Source organism: Sinorhizobium sp. NG07B (assembly GCF_002532005.1).
Classification (GTDB): domain Bacteria; phylum Pseudomonadota; class Alphaproteobacteria; order Rhizobiales; family Rhizobiaceae; genus Sinorhizobium; species Sinorhizobium fredii_C.
Genome location: NZ_NWTD01000001.1, coordinates 706308 through 727768 on the forward strand (window position 1 = coordinate 706308; position 21461 = coordinate 727768).

Here is a 21461-nt window from a genome sequence, read left to right on the forward strand (position 1 = left end):
TGCAGCGGTTTTTGGGATGACGACATGCACAAAAACAAAGAGCTAAAGCGCGCCGCGTGAATACGTTTGAACGCGACGCGGTTTAGCGCTCCTCAAATGCCCGGCAGCGCAAATCCCGCCAGCCGCTCCTCCAATTTCCGGATCGTGGGCACGTCGGCATTGGCGAAGGCAAAGCGCAGATAGCTTTCCTGGCCTTCACCGAAATAGTCACCCGGCAGACAGACGATGCCGGCGAGCTTTGCCAGCTTCTCGGCGACGAACTGCGAGTCGATATCGCGGAAGGGGTGGCGGACATAGGCGAAATAGGCGCCGACGGCCTGCAGCTTCCACTGCGGCAGGCGGCCCATGACGTCCTTCAGCGCGTCGGCGCGGGCAGTGATTTCGGCGCGGTTGGCGAGCCGCCAGTGGGCGAGTGCCGGGATCGCCCTGGCGACGGCGGCCTGGGCCGAACGCGGGGCGCAGATCTGCAGGTTGTCCATGATCTTGGTTACCTGCTCGATCAGCGCGGGTCCGGCGGTGATCGCGCCGAGGCGGTGGCCGGGGATGCAGAAGGACTTGGAGAAGCTGTAAAGGCCTATAAAGCCGTCCTGCCAGCCCTTGGTCTGAAGGAGGCGATGGGGTGCCACCGCGGCCTCGGGCAGGAAGTCGCGATAGGTCTCGTCGAGGATGAGCCAGGTGCCGTTTGCGCGGCAGACCTCATAGATGCGCTGCAGCAGGTCGGCCGGATAGACGGCGCCGGTCGGGTTGTTCGGCGAAACGAGGGCGAGGGCGCGAATGCCGGGCCGAAGGGCCGAGGCGATGGTCTCGACCTCGGGCAGGAAGCCGGCGCCGGCATCGCAGGGTGCGAGTTCGACATTGATGCCGAGCATCGCCAGGGTGGTTTCCTGGTTGAAATAATAGGGATTGGTCATCAGCACCGTGTCGCCGGCGCCGGCAACCGCCATGGCGGCACAGATGAAGGCCTGGTTGCAGCCGGAGGTGACGTGAATGTTTTCCGGGCCAATGGGAGCGCCATAGAGTTTTGCCACCTCATCGGCATAGGCGCTGCGCAGTTCAGGCTCGCCCTCGATCGCGCCGTAGCCGGTATAGGCGGGCGACGCTGCGGCTTCGCCAAGCCATTTGAGCATATCCGGATGGGCAGGATAGCCGGGCACCGCCTGGGAGAGATCGATCAGCGGTCCCTTTGCCCCGTCATAGGCCTTCGCCCACGCAAGCACGGAGGGGACCGGCGGCGGCGAGAGCTTTGCGACGAGCGGATTGAGATGAGGCATCGGGCGTTCCTGTGGTTGGGCGAGTGGCATGGGCGAGGGTCCGGCACTACGGCTTGGTCTTGCGCTTTTGCGGGGTTTCCAAGCGCCGCTTGCGGGGTGACGAAACCGGCCGGAAGCTCTCCGCTGCCGATTTCGGATCTTCCGGCCTGCGGGACCGAATGATCGTCCGGGCGGAGGTCTGCAGCTCTGGCATCGGATCGCCTTCGAGTGCCGCAAACAGCCAGTCGATGAAGACGCGGACGATTGGCGCGGCGCGGATCTCGTTACGGCAGGCAACGAAAAAAGCGTCGTTGGCCGGCACCGTCAGATCGAAAGGCGCGATCAGCTCGCCGCGGGCGATCAGGCTGCCGGCGGTGATCGTATCGCCGAGCGCCACGCCCTGGTTGTGTAGGGCGCCTTCGGTCGAAAGCCGCGCGTCGCTCATGAAATGCTGGCGGCCGCGCTGAAGGTCGGCCGCGTCGGCTGCGGCAAGCCAGGTGTTCCATTCGCGGCCGTCGTCGCCATGCAGCATCACATGATCGCGCAGATCCCGGATCGAGCGCAGCGGCCGCATGTTGAGAAGGGTTGGGCTGACCACGGGAAACAGCTCGAGCCGACTCCAGAGCTTGGCCCAGCAGTCTCCCCAATTGCCGTCGCCATAGAGGAGGCAGACGTCGACTTCGGGCGAGTGGAGATGCAGCGCGTCATTGGAGGCGATCAGTGTCAGCTGCACGTCGGGAAACTGCTCGGTGAACTGATGCAGGCGCGGGATCATCCAGAAGGAGAGCAGCGCCGGCACGCAGGTGATCCGGAGTTCGCCGCTGGTGGCGGGCCGGGTCATCGCCGCCGTTGCGGCGGCGATCTCCGCGAAGGCGTGGGTGACGGCCGGCAGCAGCAGCGCGCCCTGCGGGGTCAGCCTTAGGCGTTTGCCGCCGCGCTCGAAAAGGGCCGCGTTGAAGGAGAGTTCGAGCGCACGGATCTGATGGCTGATCGCCCCATGCGTGACGTTGAGCTCGCGGGCCGCCGCGGAAACCGAGCCGCGCCGGGCGGTCGCCTCAAAGGCGCGCAGCGGGTTCAAGGGGGGCAGGCGGCTCGACAACGGGAACTCCGACGGGTTCGATTATGTGAATTTTTCTCACACGAAATGCTATAACAATGTCAATTGATTTTCTAGAGGATTTGTCACCTAATAGGTTCCAACAAGGGCAAAAGCCTGGGGAACACGATTGGGCCTGTATTGCTCGGCAACGCCGCCGGTTGCGATCGGCGTTGCGATGCTTTCTTCCCCCGGCGACAGACATGGAGGGCTCCGGCACATGGCCTGGGACGAGAAGAAGCTCGGCGAACTGAGGGCGAAATATGGCGAAAGCCATGGCGGCGAACTTTTCGATCCGACCTTCCGCAAGGTGGCGGACAAGATCTTCACCAAGAGCGGCACGCGGCTGGCGCCCTATTCCGGCATCCCCACCTTCCTGACCGCGCCTTATATGCCGGTCGATGCCGAGCAGCCGGACTTCGGCAATCTTCAGGTGGCGATCGTCGGCATCCCTATGGACCTCGGCGTAACCAACCGCCCGGGCTCCCGCTTCGGACCGCGGGCGCTGCGCGCCATCGAGCGGATCGGGCCGTATAACCACGTTCTCGGCTGCGCACCAGTGCACGATTTGCGCGTGGCGGACATCGGCGACGTGCCTTTCCGCAGCCGCTACCGGCTGGAACTCAGCCATGAGGACATCGAGAAGCGCCTCAACCAGATCGTCGATGCCGGCGTCGTGCCGCTCTCGGTCGGTGGCGACCATTCGATGACCCATCCGATCCTCAAGGCCGTCGGCAAACGAGAGCCCGTCGGCATGATCCATATCGATGCGCATTGCGATACCGGCGGCGCCTACGACCTCACCAAGTTCCATCACGGCGGCCCGTTCCGCAATGCCGTCCTCGACGGCGTTCTCGATCCGACCCGGGTCATCCAGATCGGCATTCGCGGATCGGCCGAATATCTCTGGGAATTCTCCTACGAGTCCGGCATGACCGTGATCCACGCGGAGGAGGTCTCCGGTCTCGGCATCCCGGCGATCATTGACAAGGCGAAGAAGATCGTCGGCGATGGTCCGACCTACCTTTCCTTTGACATCGACAGCCTCGACCCGAGCTTTGCTCCGGGCACCGGAACGCCCGAGGTCGGCGGCCTGACGACGCGCGAGGTGCTGGAACTGATCCGCGGCCTCAAGGGCGTCAATCTCGTCGGCGGCGATGTCGTCGAGGTCGCCCCACAATACGACGCGACGACCAACACGGCCCATGCCGGTGCGCAGGTGCTGTTCGAAATCCTGAGCCTGATGGTTTTCAGTCCGACGATCACCGGCAAGGCGGGCTGATCCTTGAAACCGGTTCTGCCGCCGAACTGGAAGCGGTGGCAGGACCATCCTGAGCAGACAAACTTCCAGATTGGGGAACAAAGATGACAATCCAAACCAAGCTGAAAGCAGTATTTGCCGCCGCACTGATGGTCGGTGCCGCGGCTGGAATGGCGCATGCCGATGCCGTCGACGACATCAAGGCCGCAGGCCAGATCAATGTCGGCATCTTCTCGGATTTCCCGCCGTTCTCGTCGGCCAGCGCCGATATGAGCATCAAAGGCTATGACGTCGACGTCGCGCAGCAGATCGCCGATGCGCTCGGCGTGAAGCTCAATCTCGTCAGCGTGACCGGCCAGAACCGCATTCCCTATCTCAATGACAAGCGCGTCGATATCCTGATGAGCGTCGGCTACTCGAAGGAGCGTGCCGAGGTTATCGACTTCGCGGCCGCCTACGCGCCCTACTACATTGCCGTCATCGGTCCGGCCGAACTCAAGGTCGCCGGCAAGGACGATCTCGCCGACAAGACGATCGCCGTCAATCGCGGAACGCTGGAGGACACGTCGCTGACCGAGGCTGCACCGGCCTCTGCCAACATTCAACGCTTCGACAACTACAATGCGGTTATTCAGGCCTTCATCTCCGGCCAGACGCAGCTGATGGTCGTCGGTAATGACGTCGGCGCACAGGTTCTCGCGCGGCAGGAGGCCTTGAAGCCGGAACAGAAGTTTCAGCTGCTGACCTCACCCTCGCATATCGGCCTCAACAAGAACGAGGAACGTCTGAAGCAATCGGTCAACGAGACAGTCTCCAAGATGCTCGCGAACGGCAAATTGGACGAAAGCTCGCAGACATGGCTGAAAACGCCGCTCAACCCCGACAACCTAAAGGACTAAGCCGCTCACGCTAAGGCACGGGCGGCCTGCGGAGGCCTTTTCCGCAGGCTCGCCCTGGAAGGGTTGCAACGATGGGCTACAGCCTCGATTTCGGTTGGCTAAATGGTGCAATGGGCGCGATCGCTCACGGCGCTGCCATGACGTTGCTGCTAATCGCCTGCACGACGGTGCTCGGCATTCTCATCAGCGTTCTCCTGGCGGCTGCACGCCGCAGCCGCTATGACCTTCTGAGCAAGGCTGTGGCGACCTATGTCGAAGTGATCCGCAATACGCCCTTCCTGGTACAGCTTTTCTTCATCTTTTTTGGCTTGCCGAGCATTGGCATTCGCCTCGATCCGGTCATCGCGGCGATCCTGGCGATGACCCTCAACATGGCCGCCTACACGACCGAGATCGTCGGCGCGGGTCTCGATGCCGTGCCAAAGGGACAGAGCGAGGCGGCTTTGGCACTCGGCCTGAAGCAGCGGCAGGTTTTCATCAAGATCATCCTGCCTCAGGCACTCAAGGTGATCTTCCCGGCACTGACCAGCCAGGTCGTCATCATGATGTTGGAATCGGCGGTCGTTTCGCAGATCGCCGTGCGCGAACTCGCCCACGAGGCAGACCTGCTGCAGGCGCGGACTTTCCGCTCCTTCGAGACCTATCTTGTGGTCACCATGATCTATCTCGGCCTGTCGATGGCGATCAGACGGTTTCTTGTCGCCGGCGGCCGGCGGGTGTTAGGGGCGGGTGTGTCGTGATCGAATTCACCTTTTGGGACATTCTGCGCAATCTGGTTTTCGCAACGCGCTGGACACTCTTGCTCTCAATCGTGGCCTTCGCAGGCGGAGCGGCGGTCGGGCTGCTGATCCTCTTTGCGCGTATATCGAAGCGGCCGTGGCTGCGCCGCTTCGGTGCCGGCTACATCGCGCTCTTCCAGGGCACGCCGCTGCTGATGCAGCTCTTCCTGATGTTCTTCGGCCTGCCGATGCTCGGCTTCCGCATCGAGCCCTGGACGGCCGCAGCCCTTGGACTCACTTTCTACGCCAGCGCTTATCTTGCAGAAATCTGGCGAGGGGGCGTCGAAGCGTTGCCTCGCGGCCAGTGGGACGCCGGTGCGAGCCTTGGCCTCCACTATCTCCAGGAGTTGCGTCTCGTCATCCTGCCGCAGGCCTTGGCGATCACCCGTCCGCCGGTGGTTGGGTTCCTGGTGCAACTCATCAAGAGTACGGCACTGACCTCGATCATCGGATTCGAGGAGCTTCTCAGGACGGCCAATGCGATCAATAATGCCACTTTCGAACCTTTCACGGTCTATGGGTTGGTCGCGGTGATTTTCTTCGTGCTGTGCTACCCTCTGACGCAATATGCGCGAATGCTCGAGCGACGTACGCCAGCGCATTGAGACCAAGAAGATGTAAGCAATCAACGACAACAGGGAACGCGGCGACTGCCGTCAAAACAAAGGAGACATGCAATGAACATCAGTTCCATCAAGCGCCGCACGCTGCTGGGGGCGGGGCTTGCCGGTGCATCGATGCTGGCAATGCCGGCGGTGCTGAGGGCCCAGGACAAGTCGCTGAAGGTCGGCGTCTATGGCGGCTACTTCAAGGACTCCTTCGACAAGAACATCTTCCCGGAGTTTACCAAGGCAACCGGGATTGCCGTGGAGTCGATCGCCGAGCCGACCGGCGAGGCCTGGCTGGTTCAGCTCGAGCAGGCTGCCCGTGCCGGTCAGGCGCCGGCAGACGTTTCGATGATGTCGCAGGTCGCGATGCTCAAGGGTCAGGCGACCGAGCTCTGGACGCCGATCGATATGGCGAAGATCAAGCATGCGTCGGACCTTCTCGACCGCTTCGTCAACAAATATCCGGATGGCCGCGTTGCCGGCGTCGGGGCGGTCTCCTGGTACATTACGCTCGTCACCAACACCAATGTCTACAAGGAGGCGCCGACCTCCTGGACAGCCCTCTGGGATCCGGCGAACGCCGACAAGCTCGGCCTGCTGGCGCTGGTTTCGAACTCCTTCCTGCTGGAAGTGACCGCCAAGACCCACATGGGCGGCACAAATGCGCTCGACACGGAAGAGGGCATCCTGAAGGCGTTCGAGAAGCTCGCCGAAGTGAAGCCGAATGTCCGCCTCTGGTACCGCGACGAGGCGCAGTTCGAGCAGGCGCTGAAGTCGGGCGAAATCCCAATGGGCCAGTACTATCACGACGTCACCGGCCTTGCCGCTGCAGACGGCCACCCGGTTCGCTCGACCTTCCCGAAGGAAGGCGGCATCCAGGATTCCGGTTGCTGGGCCCTGTCGCGCGCCTCGCAGAAGTCGGCGGAGGCGCACATCTTCATCGACTACATGTGCCAGCCCGCCATCCAGGCGACGCTGTCGCGCAAGGTCGGCACCTCACCGACCGTCAAGCGCGAGTCGACCGACCTGACGGACAAGGAATTTGCCGCGGTGTCGTCCGATATCGAGCCGATCGTCCCGCGCTACGATCTCTATCAGACGAAGTCCGATTGGCTGAACCAGAAGTGGACGGAACTGATCGTCGGCTGAAACAGGCAACGAGACTCCGCCCGCCCTGAAGATCCGGGGCGGGCTTGGATGGCTCGATGCATGATCCCTTAAACCGCAAGCGTTTTGGGGATAACCTATGCGGAAATTGAAGATGCTGCTGTGCCGTATCGCCCGCGTCTGGACGGGGGCGCGGCCGGCATCCGCGCATGAGGCGCGAGAGCAGGGGAACTTATGTCGGGACTTGCCCTTCAGAACGTCGTCAAGGAATTCGGGGCCTTCCGGGCCGTCAACGACGTCGACCTCACCGTGCCGCACGGCACCTTCGTCTGCATGCTCGGCCCTTCCGGCTGCGGCAAGACGACCCTTCTGCGGATGATTGCCGGGCTCGACCTGCCGACCGCGGGCGCCATCCGGCTCGACGGCGAGGACATCACCCGCGTGCCGACCCACAAGCGCAACCTCGGCATGGTGTTCCAGTCGCTGGCGCTTTTTCCGCATCTGACGGTCGGCGAGAACATCGCCTACCCCTTGCGCATCCGCGGTGCGCCGAAGGAGGAGCAGAAGAAGCGGGTCGACGAACTCCTGTCGATGATTCATCTTCCCGGCTATGCGGACCGGCCGGTTTCCAAGCTCTCGGGCGGCCAGCGCCAGCGCGTCGCGATCGCCCGGGCGCTGGCGATCTCGCCGAAGCTCTTCCTGCTCGACGAGCCGCTCTCGGCACTCGACGCGAAGCTGCGCGAGGCGATGCAGGTGGAGCTCCGGCAGTTGCAGCAGAAGCTCGGCATCACTACCATCGTCGTTACGCATGACCAGCGCGAGGCGATGACCATGGCCGACACCGTCGTCGTCATGAGCGGCGGCGAAATCCGCCAGGCGGCCTCGCCGATCGAGATCTATCGCCGGCCAGCCGACAGCTTCGTCGCCGACTTCATCGGCCAGACCAACCTCATCGAAGCCGAATCGGATAGCCGCAATCATGTGACCGTGCTCGGCCAGCCGGTGCCGGGCCTGCAACTGCCGACCGGGGCCGCCAAGGCGACGATCTCGATTCGGCCGGAGGACGTTCATCTGACCGCACCAGGGGCCGGGGCGCTGACCGGCACCGTCACTTTCGTGCGCGACCTCGGCGGCACGATCGAGACCTTCGTCGATGTCGCCGGCCGCCAGATCGTCGCCGTCTCGACGCCGCGCGCCCGGCCGGAGGTCTCCGTCGGCCAGCAAGTCGGCGTGGCGCTGACGCCGGATGTCTGCGTGGTGCTGCGCAAATGAGACGCGAACCGCCCCAGACCCTTGGCGATTATTCGCCGCTCCTTTTCCCCGCGGCGATGCTCACCATCTTCTTCGTCGTGCCGTTCGGCACGATGATCGCCGTCAGCTTCTTCCAGCGCCAGCAGGGCGGCTTCTACACGCCGGCCTTCGTCTTCGACAATTACGAGCGCTTCCTTTCGGCCTTCTTCGGCGGCGTGCTCGGCTTCTCGCTGATGATGGCGATCGCCGTCGCCATCTGCTGCGTGGTGCTGGCGCTGCCATTCACCTATCTGCTGACGCGCATGGCACGCCGCGTGCAGATCGTCTGGCTGGTCGCGCTGCTCTCTATCCTCTCGCTCTCCGAGGTGATCATCGGCTTTGCCTGGTCGACGCTCTTCTCGCGCACCGCCGGCATCACCAATATTCTCGTCGCGCTCGGCCTGATGGGGGAGGCCAAGGCTTTGACGCCGAGCTTCGCGGCGGTGCTGACCGGAATGGTCTACCAGGCCTTTCCCTATACGGTGCTGGTCCTGTTTCCGGCGCTTGTTCGCCTCGATCCGACCCTGACCGAGGCAGCCCGCACGCTCGGTGCCTCGCCGCTCAAGGCCTTCTTCACGGTCGTCGTGCCGGCGCTCAGGAACACCATCGTCGCGACGCTGATCATGGTGTTCATCTTCGCGCTCGGCTCCTATCTGCTGCCGCAACTTCTCGGCCGGCCGCAGCACTGGACGCTCTCGGTGTTGATCACCGATCAGGCGATCTACCAGTCGAACATGCCCTTCGCCGCCGCCATGGCCGTGTTCCTCGTCTTGGTGACGCTGGGGCTGGTGGCGCTCACCGTGATCGCCGGACGCAAAGGAGAGGCGGCATGACATCCGTTTTCCGCAAGTTCTATTTCTTCCTGATCGCCCTTTTCCTGGCGCTGCCGCTGATCGTCGTCGCCGGCGTCTCGGTCAACCAGAAGCAGACCCTCGCCTTTCCGCCCGAAGGCTTTTCGACCTCCTGGTATGGGGAGATCTTCATGAACACGGAATGGCGAAACGCGCTTTTCGCCTCGGTGACGCTTGCGGTCCTTTCGGCGGCACTTGCCGTCGCGATCGCCCTGCCGCTCGCCTGGTTCCTGTGGCGGCGGGTGGCGCCCTGGGCGAATATTTTCCAGCTCCTCGGTGTCGCCCCCTTCACGCTGCCGCCGGTGATCACGGCGCTCGGCCTCTTGACCTTCTGGGCGACCGCCGGCTTCTACGGTCAGCCGTGGACGGCGGTGGTCAGCCACGCGATCTTCTTCGTGACCTTGCCGCTGGTGACGTTGTCGCTCGGCTTCACCTCGATCGATCGCTCGCTGGTTGAGGCCGCCGCGACGATGGGCGCCGACGAGCGCACCATTTTCCGTACCGTGGTGCTGCCGCTGATCCTGCCCTATATCGTCTCGGGCTACGCCTTCGCCTTCGTGCTGTCGCTCAACGAATATATTGTCGCCTATATGACAGTTGGGTTCACGATGGAGACGCTGCCGATTAAGATCTTCAACGCGCTGCGCTATGGCTACACGCCGACCATGGCTTCGGTGACGGTCCTCTTCGTTTCGACGGCGGCGCTCATCTTCGGTCTCGTCGCCCGCTTCGGCGATCTACCGAAGCTGCTCGGCGCCATGGCATCCGATCAAAAATGATGAAGCTCGCGGCCCTGCAGATGAAAAGCGTCGGCGGCGATAGCGCCGCCAATCTCGCCCGTATCGAAGGCGCGGCCTCCGAGGCTGCGGCCAAGGGGGCGACATTGCTGGTGACGCCCGAACTCGGGATTACCGGTTACGGCGCGGGGGAGGATATCCGGGCGCTCGCAGAGCCTGCCGACGGGTCGATCGTTCAAGCCTTGGGGCGGATCTCGCGTGACGCCGGAATCGCCATCATCGCCGGCTTTGCCGAGCGCGAAGGCGCGGCCGTCTACAACAGCGCCGTCCATGTAGACGGGGACGCCGCGCCGACGGTTTACCGGAAATCGCATCTCTATGGTGACTACGAGCGAGCGCTGTTTGCGCCGGCGGAGCCCTCGACGCGCCTCTTCGAGCATCGCGGCGTCACCTGCGGCATGCTGATCTGCTACGATGTCGAATTCCCGGAAAATGTCCGGCGCCTGGCAGCGGCCGGGACCGATGCCGTGCTGGTGCCGACGGCGCTGCCGGCCGGCTGGTCGGGCACCTTCATAACCGATCACATGATCCAGACCCGCGCCTTCGAGAACCAGGTTTTCGTCGCCTATGTCAACCATTGCGGCTCGGACGCGATGTTCTCCTTCGCCGGTCTTTCCTGCATCGCATCGCCTGACGGACAGGTCATGGCGAAAGCCAATTCCGCCGACGAAACCGTGATCTTCGCGGAAATCGACCCGCAGGCCTTTGCCATTTCACGGGCGGAGAATACCTACCTCAATGACCTCAGACGGGTCTGATTTCGATCGTTCTCTGGCAGGGAACAATCCGTTCGAGCCGTCCCACTTGCAGAACGCTTGGCCGGAGGCCGATATTCGGCTCAACGGAAGGCCTCAGGAGGGCAATCATGAGCTTGCAACTGACAGGTATTCACCACTTGACGGCAATTACTGCGAATGCGCCGCAAAATTTGCGCTTCTACACGAAAGTGCTGGGGCTGCGGCTCGTCAAGAAGACCGTCAACCAGGACGACACGAGCGCTTATCATCTCTTCTATGCCGACGGTAAGGCGACGCCGGGCTCGGATCTGACCTTTTTCGACTGGCCGGTCGGACCGGAAGGGCGCGGGACGCACAGCATCTCGCGCACCGGGCTGCGCGTCGGCAGCGCCGGCACCGTGGAATGGTGGAAGCGACACTTCGACGAGTTGAATGTCGCCTCAGGCGAAATCGGCGAAATCGATGGCCGGATGTCTCTCGATTTCGAGGACGGCGAGGGCCAGCGGTTCCGGCTGGTGGACGACGGCGGACTCACGCCTTCGCATCCGTGGGAAAGGAGCCCGGTCACGGCCGAGCACCAGATCAGGGGTCTCGGGCCGATCACCATCAGCGTACCGGATATCACCAATACGGCGCTCGTGCTCACCCACGTCATGAACATGCGCGAGGTGCGCCACTATCCCTCGCCGGACGGAAACGGCAAGGTGCATGTGTTCTCGATGGGCGAGGGCGGGGCGGGTGCCGAACTCCATGTCGCGGTCCAGCCGGGCCTGCCGATCGCCCGGCAGGGAGCCGGCGCCGTCCACCACGTCGCCTTCCGCGCGCCGGATGTCGACCATCTGCACCAGTGGACGGAGAGGCTGAAGGCCTTCCATCTGCCCTCGAGCGGCGAGGTGGAGCGCTTTTATTTCCGTTCGCTCTATTTCCGCGAGCCGAACGGCATCCTGTTCGAGATCGCCACAGATGGCCCCGGCTTTGCCGTCGACGAGCCCTTGGAGTCGCTCGGGGAGAGGCTATCGCTGCCGCCCTTCCTGGAGCCGAAGCGGGCGCAGATCGAGGCGCGGCTTAAGCCGCTGGAATAGCGTGGCGCGCCCGTTCTTGTATTGGTCGCCGAACAAGCGAAGCCGGTGCGATCGCCGGCTTTCCTTTCGCCGCCTCACGCCTAGTTTGCTTGGCAACCAGGATGCGCAACCGAACAGATTGAAAGGTTACACATAGCGATGACGAAACTACTCGGCATATCGGGAAGCCTGCGCAAGGCTTCCTTCAACACCGGACTGCTTACGGCCGCGAAGGCGGTCGCACCAGAGGAGGTCGAGTTCGAGGCCGCAACGCTGCACGGCATTCCGCTGTATGACGGGGATGTCGAGGCGGAGAGCGGCGTGCCGACTCCGGTAGAGGCGCTGAAACAGCGGATCATCGCGGCGGACGGCGTCATTCTCTTCACGCCGGAATACAACAACTCCGTGCCCGGCGTTCTCAAAAATGCCGTCGATTGGCTGAGCCGCCCGGCCGCCGACATTGGCAAGGTGTTCGGCGGACGTCCCTTCGCGCTCGCCGGCGCCTCGCCGGGGAATTTCGGAACCATTCTCAGCCAGAATGCCTGGCTCCCGGTGATTCGGACGCTTGGTGCCGAGCTTTGGTCGGGCAAGCGGCTGATGGTGCCGAAAGCCCGCACCGTTTTCGACAGTGAAGCGCAATTGACAGATGAGGAAACCCGCGAGCGACTGCGCGCCTTCGTTCAGGCCTTTGCGGAATATGCGGCGACGGTGAAGGCGCATCGGTAGCTGCGCCCGCTGGGATTATAGCCCTCGTTCCGCGAGCCAAGGACGAATGACGGCGACGTCTTCCGGGCCGATGCCGTGTCCGGTGTCGAGGTCGACCGCCTCGAAATTCGCGCCGCTTTCCCGCAGTTCCGCCTTCAACTGCGGCGCGTGTCTGCCGTAGATGTCGTCCTTGCCGGTCAGCATCAAGACGTTCGTGCCCGCGAGGTCGGCCCTCGGTGCATCCTCGAGGGCCGCCATGGCCCGCATCAGCACCGCATTCCTGATGGCGCCCGGGTGAAGGAGCATGACGGCCGCGAGCAGATTGGCGCCGTTCGAATAGCCGATGAACACGGTCCTTGCGAGATCAAGCCCGTAGGCCTCGCGCGCCTCGTCGACGAAAGCGGCGAAGGCTTCCGCTTCCGAGCGGATGTCGCGCTGGTCGAAGGTGGTCATCGACAGGCGGCGAAACCAGCGGGGAAACCCTTCCTCGGTGCTGCGGCCGCGCACGCCGATCAGCGTCGCGCGCGGATCGAGCTGATGGCCGAAGGGGAGCATGTCGGTCTCGTTACCGCCGCTGCCATGCAGCAGCACAAAGGTCCGCTCGTTCATCCGCTCCGGATGATGAAAGCGGTGGATAAAGGGCAGGTCACGGAGCGTCAGCCGCGGCTCATCGGGAAGCGCGAATTGCGGCAGCCGGACCAGCGTCGCGGCGGGATCGCTGCTCAAATGCGGCGGCAGGAAGAGTTTTGAACCGAGCGCGTCAGGAAGTTCATCGACCGCAAAGCCGGGGCCGTCGGTGGCAAGCTCGTAAAGCGAGCCGCCGGGCTCGCGCACATAGAGCGAGAAGAAATATTTCCGATCATGGGCGTTGGTGGCGCCGGCGTGTTCCTGTTCGAGATCGGCGCGCACGGCGAGCACGGTCGCCTCGTCCGGGGCGCGAAAGGCGATGTGATCGATCGTCCCGGTCCCGGGTGCCGCAGCCCAGAAGCCGGTTGCGTCACGCACGTCGATGACATCGCCGGATGAGGAGACGAGGCGATGGATCGTCTCCGTCGCGGCGGCCTCCCGATAGCCGAAATGGCTCTGGAGAAAATGCGCCGTTTCCTTCGGCTTTTCGGTCAGCACGGTGGCTCCGCGCAGGCGCCGGATCGAATCCGACTCCGGGATGTCGCGGCTTGCCCAGGGGGCGGGCTCGGTGAGCGCGTCGGTGCCGACCAGCTTGACGATCACCCCGTCCGGATCCTTGAGCCGCAGCACCGGTTCGCCGAACTCCTGCGCCGGACCGGTCGCCTGGATGTTGAACCGCAGGGCGCGCGTCAGCCAAAAGCCGATGCTCTGCGTTGGGACGGCGAAGGCGATCTCGCTCGGTTGGCCGGAGCCGACGCGCCCCGGCGAGCCATCCTCCCATATCAGGAAGGAGACGAGCGAGCCGGGCGAGCCCGACGCATCGCCGTAGAAGAGGTGCAACTGATTGGGATCCTCGAAGCCGCCGGTTCGCTTGACGAGGTGCAGGCCGAGGAATCCGACATAGAAGTCGACATTCGCCTGAACCCTGCGGCTGATCAGCGTGATGTGGTGAATGCCGCTGGTCACAGTATTAGCCCTCCTTGCCACCGTTGGGGCGCTTCATTGCCAAAGGATCGATCAAGCCGGGATGCGGATCAATCCCGATTTCCGGTGAGGAAGGAGCGGAACGCCTCGCCGTGGTCCGGGTGCCAACGGGAAAGGGGAGGGCGGTTCTCGACGATGTCGCCGGCCGCCCACAGGATGCGCTTTTCGTCGGTGGACCTTTCGACTTCATTGTCGGGGCAGAGGATGTAGAAATCGCCGCGGGCGAGGCTCTCCAGCATGAAATCGACTGTCTGTTCCGGCGTCCAGGCGCCGGCCGGCTTTTCGGTGCGGCCATGCGCCGTCAGCGCCGTGTAGACGAAGCCGGGGATCAGCAGATGCGCGTTGACCTGGCAGTTCTCGGTGTTGCGCAACTCGTGCTGCAGCGCCTCGGTGAAGACCTTCACGCCCGCCTTCGAGACATTGTAGGCCGGGTCTCCGGGCGGCGTGGTGATTCCCTGTTTGGAGCCGGTATTGATGATCAGCGCCGGCTCGCCGTGGGCGATCATGGCGGGTGCGAAAATGCGCGAGCCGTTGATCACGCCCCACAGATTGACGCCGAGCACCGATTCCCAGTTCTCCAACGGGCCGAACATCGAGCTGCCGGGCTGAATGCCGGCATTGTTCATCAGCACATGCACATGGCCGAACCGCTCATGCGTCGCCCGCGCCAGGGCGACGAGCTCGTCGGCCCGGGAGACGTCCGTGGCAATTGCAGCGACGTCCGCCGCCCCGCCCGGGGCAAGCTTCGCCACTTCCGCCGCGGCCGCCTGCAGCCGTTCGCCGGCGAGATCGGCAAGCACGACCTTCATGCCGCGATCGGCGAAACGTCTTGCGGCGGCAAGCCCGATGCCGGAGGCGGAGCCGGTGATAACGGCGACGTTGTTTTTGGCGATGGCGGAAAAGGACAACATGGTTCACAATCCTGCTTACGACGGACGATCGACGAGAGATAGGGCCTGGCGGCGCACAAGTCCATGAGGGATGGCTGCCGACACTTTTTCGAAACAACCTCCCGCCTGGCCGGTCGCTGAGTGCGTGCGTTCATCCTCCCCGCGAGATTTCCATGGCTGTTGAAGGCAAGTTCGGCAAAGGCATACCCTGTCAGGACTGTCCCCTGCGGCCGCTCGACGCGTTCCGCCCTTTCACGCCTGAGGAACTCGCCTTCGTGTCCGACTTCAAGATGGGCGAGCAAACGGTCGAAAGCGGCGGGACGATCCTTTCCGAGGGCGAGACGAGCGCGCATCTCTTCACCGTGCTTTCCGGCTGGGGGTTCCGCTACAAAATGCTCGATGACGGTCGCCGCCAGATCCTGAACTATGTGATGCCGGGCGACATCGTCGGATTGCAGGGCAGCCTCATGGGCGAGATGCAGCACTCGATCGAGGCGCTCTCGCCGGTCACCCTGTGCGTGTTCAAGCGAAGCAGGCTCGGCGAGCTCTACCGGGGCTATCCCGAACTCGCCTATGACCTGACCTGGATCGCGGCCCGCGAGGAGCGCATTCTGGACGAGAACCTCTTGAGCATCGGCCGGCGTTCCGCGCTCGAACGGGCGGCCTATCTCGTTGCTTTTCTCTATCAGAGGGCTGAGACGCTGGAGCTTTTCCGTGGCGGCCGCGGCGTCATTCCCATCACCCAGCAACATCTTGCCGACACGCTCGGCCTGTCGATCGTCCACACCAACAAGACCCTCAGGAAACTAGCCGCGCTCAAGCTTATCCGTTGGGCCGAGGGAGGGTGCAATGTCCTGGAGATCGACGGCCTGTTGTCACTAGCGGGATGGGAGGGACTGAGGGAACTGAAGAGGCCGCTGATTTGACGCGGAATAATTCGTTCGAAGAGCGCGATATGTCTTTTTTAAATGCCACGTCTGTCCGTCTGGCCTAGCGTGCGCGAAGTGGTCGGTTCTCGGCAGAACGAGGAGACCGAGGGATGCTAGTAGATGACAAGTCAGATTTCGCCGGCCATCGAATCGGTCCTCGTTCTCGAGGATAATTTCCTCATCGCCATGGATATGGGAGAAATCCTCAGTGCGCTCGGCGTCAAGAGCGTGCACATCGCCAACAGCGTCGAAAAGGCGATGGAGATCGTCTCGGCACATCCGGTCGACTTCGCCATTCTCGATATCAATCTCGGCGACGAGACAAGCTTCGCCGTTGCCGAATCGCTGATGGCGCGGGGGATCCATTTCGGATTTACCAGCGGCTACGGTGATTTGCTGGCTCTGCCCGGCCATCTCCGCGATATTCCGCGGATCGAAAAACCCTTCAGCGAAGGCAGTCTCAGCAGTCTCATCGCGGCCGCTTTCCGCCCGGAAAGTCCTTAAGCGGAGAATCACACCCTGCCGCGCGCGACGAACCAGGGATTGGCGAAGTCGCAGTCGTTCGGCTGGTTGCGCTTCCCATAGGCGAGCGGCCGGCCGTCGATGACCAGCGTTTCGCCGCCCGCCGCCCGGAGAATCGCATCGCCGGCGGCCGTATCCCACTCCATCGTGCGGCTGAAGCGAGGATAGACATCGGCCTTGCCCTCGGCGAGCAGGCAGAATTTCAGCGACGAGCCGACAGCCTCGTAATCACTGATGCCGTTTTCAGCGAGGTGGGCGAGCGTTTCGGCGCTGTTGTGCCAGCGGCTGATCAGCGCGACCGGTCGGCCGCCGCAGGGGCGGCAGCCGATAGGCTGCCAGTGTCCAATCCGGCCGTCTTCGACCGGCGCCTTTCGTGCCATTCCGCCACTTGCTGCATGGATCACCCCAAGGGCAGGCGCATGGACGACACCCGCGGCGGGAAGCCCATTTTCAATGAGCGCGATGTTGACTGTGAAATGATCATTGTGCTCGACGAATTCCTTGGTGCCATCGAGCGGGTCGACGAGAAAGAACCGCTTGCCGGCAATGTCCGGGACGTGCCCGGCGGCGACGGCTTCCTCGGCGATGACCGGTATGTCTGGAAAGGCGGCGGCAAGCTCGTCGAGGATGATGCGCTCGGCGCGGTGATCCGCGTCGGTCACCGGCGAGGTGTCCGGCTTGTAGGTCACGGCCGGTCCGGCATTGTAGATTTCCATGATCGCCCGCCCGGCCGCAAGCGCCGATCGTTCCAAAATCTCCAGCATCGTTCCCCTGCCCAAGGTCAAATAGGGCGGCAATCCTTGCGAGTGGCCGTCGGTTCTAAACCACGATCTGTTGGGCCACATCAACTGTAAACTACCGCCGATAAAGTCATGCACTTTCGTCATGGGTTAATACCGCCGGCGTTCGCGTTTTTCCGGTTTCCGGGCGAAAATTGATTGTTTTCGCAGCGAGAGCTGCAAATTTTTTGATTTTTCTGGCAGGAAAAACGTCAAATCGATTTTATAGCGGAAGAATCTGCGGGCCACGCAATTTTTGACTTTCATTTTCGCTTGAAAGAGGTATGAAATCCTCTGAGAGCACGCTCATGAAGGAAAACTAATAAAAAGAGATCGGACCAACAGGATCCGGTCCAGGGGAAGATTGATGGAGTATTTCATCCAGCAGCTCGTCAACGGGCTGACGCTTGGGTCTATTTATGGTATGATCGCGATCGGTTATACCATGGTCTACGGCATCATCGGCATGATCAACTTCGCCCACGGCGATATATTCATGCTGGGCGGCTTTGCCGCTTTGATTGTGTTCTTGCTTCTCACGACATTCATGGCAGGCATACCGGTTGTACTGGCGCTTTTGCTTATGATGATCGTCGGCATGCTGACGGCGGCGCTTTGGAACTGGACGATCGAGCGGGTAGCTTACCGGCCGCTGCGCGGTTCGTTCCGACTGGCGCCGCTGATCACCGCGATCGGCATGTCGATCGTGCTGTCGAACTTCATCCAGGTGACACAGGGTCCGCGCAACAAGCCGATCCCGCCGCTCGTCTCGTCGGTCTACGACCTGTTCGGGATCACCGTCTCTCTGAAGCAGATCATCATCGTCGTCATCACCGCGATCCTGCTTTCCGTCTTCTGGTATATCGTCAACCGGACGCCGCTCGGCCGGGCCCAGCGGGCCACCGAGCAGGATAGCAAGATGGCGGCGCTGCTCGGCGTCGACGTCGACCGCACCATTTCGGTGACCTTCATCATGGGCGCAGCGCTCGCTGCCGTCGCGGGCACCATGTATCTCATGTATTACGGCGTCGTCGTCTTCACCGACGGTTTCGCTCCGGGCGTCAAGGCGTTTACCGCCGCCGTCCTCGGAGGCATCGGCTCGCTGCCGGGCGCCGTTCTCGGCGGACTGCTGATCGGCCTCATCGAGTCACTGTGGTCGGCCTATTTCACAATCGACTACAAGGATGTCGCGACCTTCTCCATTCTCGCGATCGTCCTGATCTTCAAGCCGTCGGGTATTCTCGGACGACCGGAAGTCGAGAAGGTATAGTTCCATGGCAAATGTTGCATCTACTACTGCAAGCGCCGGCAGTGAGCTGGCGGCGCGGGCCCTGCGCGAGGCTGTCTTCTCGGGGCTCATCACGCTCGGGCTGTTCGTGCTGTTCGTCGGCCTCAAGACCGACCAGAACATTCGCAACGAGCTGATCCTCAACCAGCGCTGGGGCCTGCTGGCGATCTTTGTGGTCGTCGCCATGGTCGGCCGCTTCCTGATGGTCGCCTATGTGCAGCCCTGGCTCGCCCAGCGCAAGGCCGCGAAAGCCGCGGCTCCCGAAGTGGCGAAGGAGGAGAGCTTCTTCAGCCGCAACTTCTCGAAGATCGCGATCGTCGCGCTCGTCCTCTATCCGCCGGTCATCATGGCGCTCTTCGGGGTCCAGGGTTCGCTTAAATGGGTGGACAATTTCGGCATCCAGATCCTCATCTATGTGATGCTCGCCTGGGGTCTCAACATCGTCGTCGGCCTCGCCGGTCTTCTCGACCTCGGCTATGTGGCCTTCTACGCGGTCGGCGCCTACTCCTATGCGCTGCTCTCCAGCTATTTCGGCCTGTCCTTCTGGGTGCTGCTGCCGGTCGCCGGCATCCTCGCCGCCTGCTGGGGCGTTATCCTCGGCTTCCCGGTACTGCGGTTGCGCGGCGACTATCTCGCAATCGTGACGCTTGCCTTCGGTGAAATCATCCGCCTCGTGCTGATCAACTGGACCGAGGTCACAAAGGGCACGTTCGGCGTGTCGGGCATCGCCAAGGCGACGCTGTTCGGCATCAAGTTCGATGCCTCGAAGGACGGCTTCGCGGCGCTGATGGGGCTGCCGATTTCCTCGGCCTACTACAAGATCTTCCTCTTCTACCTGATCCTTGCCCTGGCGCTGCTGACGGCCTTCGTCACCATCCGGCTGCGCCGCATGCCGATCGGCCGGGCCTGGGAGGCGCTTCGCGAGGACGAGATCGCCTGCCGTTCGCTCGGCATCAACACCGTCACGACCAAGCTGACGGCGTTCGCCACGGGTGCCATGTTCGGCGGGTTTGCAGGCTCGTTCTTCGCGGTGCGCCAGGGCTTCGTCTCGCCGGAATCCTTCGTCTTCCTGGAGTCGGCCGTCATCCTCGCCATCGTCGTGCTTGGAGGCATGGGTTCGTTGACCGGTATCTTCGTCGCTGCGGTCGTGATGATCGGCGGTACGGAGATCCTGCGCGAACTCACCTTCCTGAAGATGATCTTCGGGCCGAACTTCACGCCTGAACTCTATCGCATGCTGATCTTCGGGCTTGCCATGGTGGTCGTCATGGTCTGGAAGCCACGCGGCTTCGTCGGATCGCGCGAACCGACCGCCTTCCTGCGCGAACGCAGAGCGGTCTCCGGCAGCTTCACCAAGGAAGGGCACGGCTGATGACCTTCGAGACAAATACAATGACAAAAGACCCCATTCTCAAGGTCGAGCGCCTGTCGATGCGCTTCGGCGGTCTCATGGCCATCAACGACTTCTCCTTCGAGGCCGAGCGCGGCGAGATCACGGCGCTCATCGGCCCCAACGGAGCGGGCAAGACGACGGTGTTCAACTGCATCACCGGCTTCTACAAGCCGACCATGGGCATGATCACCCTGCGGCAGAAGTCCGGCAATGAGTTCCTGCTGGAGCGTCTTCCGGATTTCGAGATCACCAAGCGCGCCAAGGTGGCGCGTACCTTCCAGAACATCCGGATGTTCTCCGGCCTGACGGTGCTCGAAAATCTCCTGGTGGCGCAGCACAACAAGCTGATGCAGGCTTCCGGCTACACCCTGCTCGGCCTGCTCGGCTTTCCGGCCTACCGCCAGGCTTCCAAGGAGTCGATCGATCTCGCCCGCCACTGGCTCGAGATGGCGTCGCTCATCGATCGTGCCGACGATCCGGCTGGCGATCTTCCCTATGGTGCGCAGCGGCGCCTCGAAATCGCCCGCGCCATGTGCACCGGACCGGAACTGCTTTGCCTCGACGAGCCGGCTGCGGGCCTCAATCCGCGTGAATCGGCCGCTCTCAACAACCTGTTGCAGACCATCCGCCGCGACACCGGTACCTCCATTCTGTTGATCGAGCACGACATGTCGGTGGTGATGGAGATTTCCGACCATGTGGTGGTGCTCGAATACGGACAGAAGATTTCCGACGGCAATCCGGATTTCGTGAAGCATGATCCACGGGTCATCGCGGCTTATCTGGGCGTCGAGGACGAAGAGGTTGAAGAGGTGATCGAACAGATCGAGGAAATCGGAAGCGAGCAGGGAGGCGCCCCGCAATGACTGCTCCGCTGCTGAATGTGAGAGGCGTCGAGACCTATTACGGCAATATCCGGGCGCTGAACGGCGTCGATGTCGAGGTCCATCGTGGGGAAATCGTTTCGCTGATCGGAGCCAACGGCGCGGGGAAATCGACGCTGATGATGACGATCTGCGGCAAGCCGCAGGCGCGCACCGGTTCGGTCTTCTTCGAAGGGCAGGACATCACGCGCATGCCGACCCATGAGATTGCCCGTCTCAGGATCGCCCAGTCCCCGGAAGGCCGCCGCATCTTCCCGCGCATGACGGTGCTCGAAAATCTGCAGATGGGCGCCAGCCTCGACAATCTGAAGCACTTCAAGGACGACGTGGAAAAGGTCTTCACGCTGTTCCCGCGGCTCAAGGAGCGGCAGGCGCAGCGCGGCGGAACGCTCTCGGGCGGCGAACAGCAGATGCTGTCGATCGGCCGGGCGCTGATGGCGCGGCCGAAGCTGCTGCTGCTCGACGAACCTTCGCTCGGCCTTGCGCCACTGATTGTCAAGGGCATTTTCGAGGCGATCAAGAAGCTCAACAAGCAGGAGGGCCTCACCGTGTTCCTGGTCGAGCAGAACGCTTTTGGGGCGCTGAAGCTTTCAGACCGGGGCTACGTCATGGTGAACGGCCGGGTTACGATGAGCGGAACGGGCAAGGACCTGCTCGCCAATCCGGAGGTCCGTGCGGCCTATCTCGAAGGCGGCCGGCATTAATGCACGCTGGAGTTAAGTGA

Annotated in this window: 22 protein-coding genes; 17 read left to right on the top strand and 5 right to left on the bottom strand. The window is 62.7% G+C overall.

Annotated elements, in window-relative coordinates:
- Nucleotides 1–92: 92 nt before the first annotated feature.
- Together CO664_RS03405 and CO664_RS03410 are read right to left on the bottom strand one after the other, a co-directional pair.
- The gene (locus CO664_RS03405) at nt 93–1271 is read right to left on the bottom strand and encodes an aminotransferase (protein WP_097525121.1); all 1179 of its coding nucleotides are present in this window, start codon (nt 1269–1271) and stop codon (nt 93–95) included.
- Nucleotides 1272–1317: 46 nt separating this feature from the next.
- On the bottom strand, nt 1318–2349 hold the full coding sequence (locus tag CO664_RS03410; protein ID WP_037414519.1) for a LysR substrate-binding domain-containing protein: 1032 nt from the start codon (nt 2347–2349) through the stop codon (nt 1318–1320).
- 217 nt (nt 2350–2566) lie between these two features.
- Between CO664_RS03410 and speB the strand changes: the two genes are divergently transcribed.
- The 11 genes from speB to CO664_RS03465 all read left to right on the top strand — a co-directional run bounded on the left by speB (nt 2567) and on the right by CO664_RS03465 (nt 12462).
- Nucleotides 2567–3628: an agmatinase gene (gene speB, locus CO664_RS03415; RefSeq protein ID WP_097537929.1), complete on the top strand. Its 1062-nt coding sequence runs from the start codon at nt 2567–2569 to the stop codon at nt 3626–3628.
- 83 nt (nt 3629–3711) lie between these two features.
- Nucleotides 3712–4506 carry a transporter substrate-binding domain-containing protein gene (locus CO664_RS03420; RefSeq protein WP_097537930.1) on the top strand — a complete coding sequence of 265 codons (795 nt, stop codon included), beginning with the start codon at nt 3712–3714 and terminating at the stop codon, nt 4504–4506.
- A gap of 71 nt (nt 4507–4577) precedes the next feature.
- Nucleotides 4578–5246 carry an amino acid ABC transporter permease gene (locus CO664_RS03425; RefSeq protein WP_037414525.1) on the top strand — a complete coding sequence of 223 codons (669 nt, stop codon included), beginning with the start codon at nt 4578–4580 and terminating at the stop codon, nt 5244–5246.
- Nucleotides 5243–5890: an amino acid ABC transporter permease gene (locus CO664_RS03430; protein ID WP_097537931.1), complete on the top strand. Its 648-nt coding sequence runs from the start codon at nt 5243–5245 to the stop codon at nt 5888–5890. Before CO664_RS03425 ends, CO664_RS03430 begins: the two co-directional genes overlap by 4 nt.
- A gap of 72 nt (nt 5891–5962) precedes the next feature.
- Nucleotides 5963–7042 (top strand): ABC transporter substrate-binding protein, encoded by a 1080-nt coding sequence (locus tag CO664_RS03435; protein ID WP_037414529.1) that lies wholly within the window; start codon nt 5963–5965, stop codon nt 7040–7042.
- A 192-nt stretch (nt 7043–7234) separates the two neighbouring features.
- Nucleotides 7235–8272, top strand: coding sequence for an ABC transporter ATP-binding protein (locus CO664_RS03440; protein ID WP_097537932.1), 1038 nt, complete (start codon nt 7235–7237; stop codon nt 8270–8272).
- On the top strand, nt 8269–9123 hold the full coding sequence (locus CO664_RS03445; protein ID WP_037414533.1) for an ABC transporter permease: 855 nt from the start codon (nt 8269–8271) through the stop codon (nt 9121–9123). Before CO664_RS03440 ends, CO664_RS03445 begins: the two co-directional genes overlap by 4 nt.
- Nucleotides 9120–9920 carry an ABC transporter permease gene (locus CO664_RS03450; RefSeq protein ID WP_037414535.1) on the top strand — a complete coding sequence of 267 codons (801 nt, stop codon included), beginning with the start codon at nt 9120–9122 and terminating at the stop codon, nt 9918–9920. The genes CO664_RS03445 and CO664_RS03450 overlap by 4 nt, the downstream gene beginning before the upstream one ends.
- Nucleotides 9917–10696 carry a carbon-nitrogen hydrolase family protein gene (locus tag CO664_RS03455; RefSeq protein WP_097537933.1) on the top strand — a complete coding sequence of 260 codons (780 nt, stop codon included), beginning with the start codon at nt 9917–9919 and terminating at the stop codon, nt 10694–10696. Before CO664_RS03450 ends, CO664_RS03455 begins: the two co-directional genes overlap by 4 nt.
- A gap of 107 nt (nt 10697–10803) precedes the next feature.
- Nucleotides 10804–11757: a ring-cleaving dioxygenase gene (locus tag CO664_RS03460; RefSeq protein WP_097537934.1), complete on the top strand. Its 954-nt coding sequence runs from the start codon at nt 10804–10806 to the stop codon at nt 11755–11757.
- Nucleotides 11758–11895: 138 nt separating this feature from the next.
- Nucleotides 11896–12462 (top strand): NADPH-dependent FMN reductase, encoded by a 567-nt coding sequence (locus CO664_RS03465; protein WP_097537935.1) that lies wholly within the window; start codon nt 11896–11898, stop codon nt 12460–12462.
- Nucleotides 12463–12477: 15 nt separating this feature from the next.
- On the opposite strand, the gene CO664_RS03470 is transcribed toward CO664_RS03465, so the two are convergent.
- The gene (locus tag CO664_RS03470) at nt 12478–14034 is read right to left on the bottom strand and encodes a VOC family protein (protein WP_097537936.1); all 1557 of its coding nucleotides are present in this window, start codon (nt 14032–14034) and stop codon (nt 12478–12480) included.
- Nucleotides 14035–14102: 68 nt separating this feature from the next.
- Nucleotides 14103–14963, bottom strand: coding sequence for an SDR family NAD(P)-dependent oxidoreductase (locus CO664_RS03475; protein WP_037414544.1), 861 nt, complete (start codon nt 14961–14963; stop codon nt 14103–14105).
- Nucleotides 14964–15115: 152 nt separating this feature from the next.
- On the opposite strand from CO664_RS03475, the gene CO664_RS03480 reads away from it, so the two are divergent.
- Both CO664_RS03480 and CO664_RS03485 read left to right on the top strand, forming a co-directional pair.
- Nucleotides 15116–15868, top strand: coding sequence for a Crp/Fnr family transcriptional regulator (locus tag CO664_RS03480; protein ID WP_037414546.1), 753 nt, complete (start codon nt 15116–15118; stop codon nt 15866–15868).
- 123 nt (nt 15869–15991) lie between these two features.
- Entirely contained in the window at nt 15992–16375 is a 384-nt protein-coding gene (locus tag CO664_RS03485; protein ID WP_037414548.1) for a response regulator, read from the top strand.
- 8 nt (nt 16376–16383) lie between these two features.
- Here CO664_RS03485 and cysQ read toward each other — a convergent pair whose 3' ends face one another.
- On the bottom strand, nt 16384–17157 hold the full coding sequence (cysQ, locus tag CO664_RS03490; RefSeq protein ID WP_095677986.1) for a 3'(2'),5'-bisphosphate nucleotidase CysQ: 774 nt from the start codon (nt 17155–17157) through the stop codon (nt 16384–16386).
- Nucleotides 17158–17539: 382 nt separating this feature from the next.
- On the opposite strand from cysQ, the gene CO664_RS03495 reads away from it, so the two are divergent.
- From CO664_RS03495 to CO664_RS03510, 4 genes are read left to right on the top strand one after another with little or no spacing between them, the layout of a single operon-like run.
- Nucleotides 17540–18442, top strand: a complete 903-nt coding sequence (locus CO664_RS03495) for a branched-chain amino acid ABC transporter permease (RefSeq protein WP_037414559.1) — start codon at nt 17540–17542, stop codon at nt 18440–18442.
- Between the two features lie 4 nt (nt 18443–18446).
- Nucleotides 18447–19832 carry a high-affinity branched-chain amino acid ABC transporter permease LivM gene (livM, locus tag CO664_RS03500; protein ID WP_097537937.1) on the top strand — a complete coding sequence of 462 codons (1386 nt, stop codon included), beginning with the start codon at nt 18447–18449 and terminating at the stop codon, nt 19830–19832.
- The gene (locus CO664_RS03505) at nt 19832–20719 is read left to right on the top strand and encodes an ABC transporter ATP-binding protein (RefSeq protein WP_037414563.1); all 888 of its coding nucleotides are present in this window, start codon (nt 19832–19834) and stop codon (nt 20717–20719) included. Before livM ends, CO664_RS03505 begins: the two co-directional genes overlap by 1 nt.
- Nucleotides 20716–21441, top strand: coding sequence for an ABC transporter ATP-binding protein (locus CO664_RS03510; protein ID WP_037414564.1), 726 nt, complete (start codon nt 20716–20718; stop codon nt 21439–21441). The genes CO664_RS03505 and CO664_RS03510 overlap by 4 nt, the downstream gene beginning before the upstream one ends.
- Nucleotides 21442–21461 lie beyond the last annotated feature (20 nt).

What these genes read in the sequence shown, in the direction of transcription:
- CO664_RS03405 (WP_097525121.1), bottom strand. Translation starts at nt 1,271, where the DNA reads ATGCCTCATCTCAATCCGCTCGTCGCAAAGCTCTCGCCGCCGCCGGTC.
- speB (WP_097537929.1), top strand. Translation starts at nt 2,567, where the DNA reads ATGGCCTGGGACGAGAAGAAGCTCGGCGAACTGAGGGCGAAATATGGC.
- CO664_RS03420 (WP_097537930.1), top strand. Translation starts at nt 3,712, where the DNA reads ATGACAATCCAAACCAAGCTGAAAGCAGTATTTGCCGCCGCACTGATG.
- CO664_RS03425 (WP_037414525.1), top strand. Translation starts at nt 4,578, where the DNA reads ATGGGCTACAGCCTCGATTTCGGTTGGCTAAATGGTGCAATGGGCGCG.
- CO664_RS03435 (WP_037414529.1), top strand. Translation starts at nt 5,963, where the DNA reads ATGAACATCAGTTCCATCAAGCGCCGCACGCTGCTGGGGGCGGGGCTT.
- CO664_RS03440 (WP_097537932.1), top strand. Translation starts at nt 7,235, where the DNA reads ATGTCGGGACTTGCCCTTCAGAACGTCGTCAAGGAATTCGGGGCCTTC.
- CO664_RS03445 (WP_037414533.1), top strand. Translation starts at nt 8,269, where the DNA reads ATGAGACGCGAACCGCCCCAGACCCTTGGCGATTATTCGCCGCTCCTT.
- CO664_RS03450 (WP_037414535.1), top strand. Translation starts at nt 9,120, where the DNA reads ATGACATCCGTTTTCCGCAAGTTCTATTTCTTCCTGATCGCCCTTTTC.
- CO664_RS03455 (WP_097537933.1), top strand. Translation starts at nt 9,917, where the DNA reads ATGATGAAGCTCGCGGCCCTGCAGATGAAAAGCGTCGGCGGCGATAGC.
- CO664_RS03460 (WP_097537934.1), top strand. Translation starts at nt 10,804, where the DNA reads ATGAGCTTGCAACTGACAGGTATTCACCACTTGACGGCAATTACTGCG.
- CO664_RS03465 (WP_097537935.1), top strand. Translation starts at nt 11,896, where the DNA reads ATGACGAAACTACTCGGCATATCGGGAAGCCTGCGCAAGGCTTCCTTC.
- CO664_RS03475 (WP_037414544.1), bottom strand. Translation starts at nt 14,963, where the DNA reads ATGTTGTCCTTTTCCGCCATCGCCAAAAACAACGTCGCCGTTATCACC.
- CO664_RS03480 (WP_037414546.1), top strand. Translation starts at nt 15,116, where the DNA reads ATGGCTGTTGAAGGCAAGTTCGGCAAAGGCATACCCTGTCAGGACTGT.
- CO664_RS03485 (WP_037414548.1), top strand. Translation starts at nt 15,992, where the DNA reads ATGACAAGTCAGATTTCGCCGGCCATCGAATCGGTCCTCGTTCTCGAG.
- cysQ (WP_095677986.1), bottom strand. Translation starts at nt 17,157, where the DNA reads ATGCTGGAGATTTTGGAACGATCGGCGCTTGCGGCCGGGCGGGCGATC.
- CO664_RS03495 (WP_037414559.1), top strand. Translation starts at nt 17,540, where the DNA reads ATGGAGTATTTCATCCAGCAGCTCGTCAACGGGCTGACGCTTGGGTCT.
- livM (WP_097537937.1), top strand. Translation starts at nt 18,447, where the DNA reads ATGGCAAATGTTGCATCTACTACTGCAAGCGCCGGCAGTGAGCTGGCG.
- CO664_RS03505 (WP_037414563.1), top strand. Translation starts at nt 19,832, where the DNA reads ATGACCTTCGAGACAAATACAATGACAAAAGACCCCATTCTCAAGGTC.
- CO664_RS03510 (WP_037414564.1), top strand. Translation starts at nt 20,716, where the DNA reads ATGACTGCTCCGCTGCTGAATGTGAGAGGCGTCGAGACCTATTACGGC.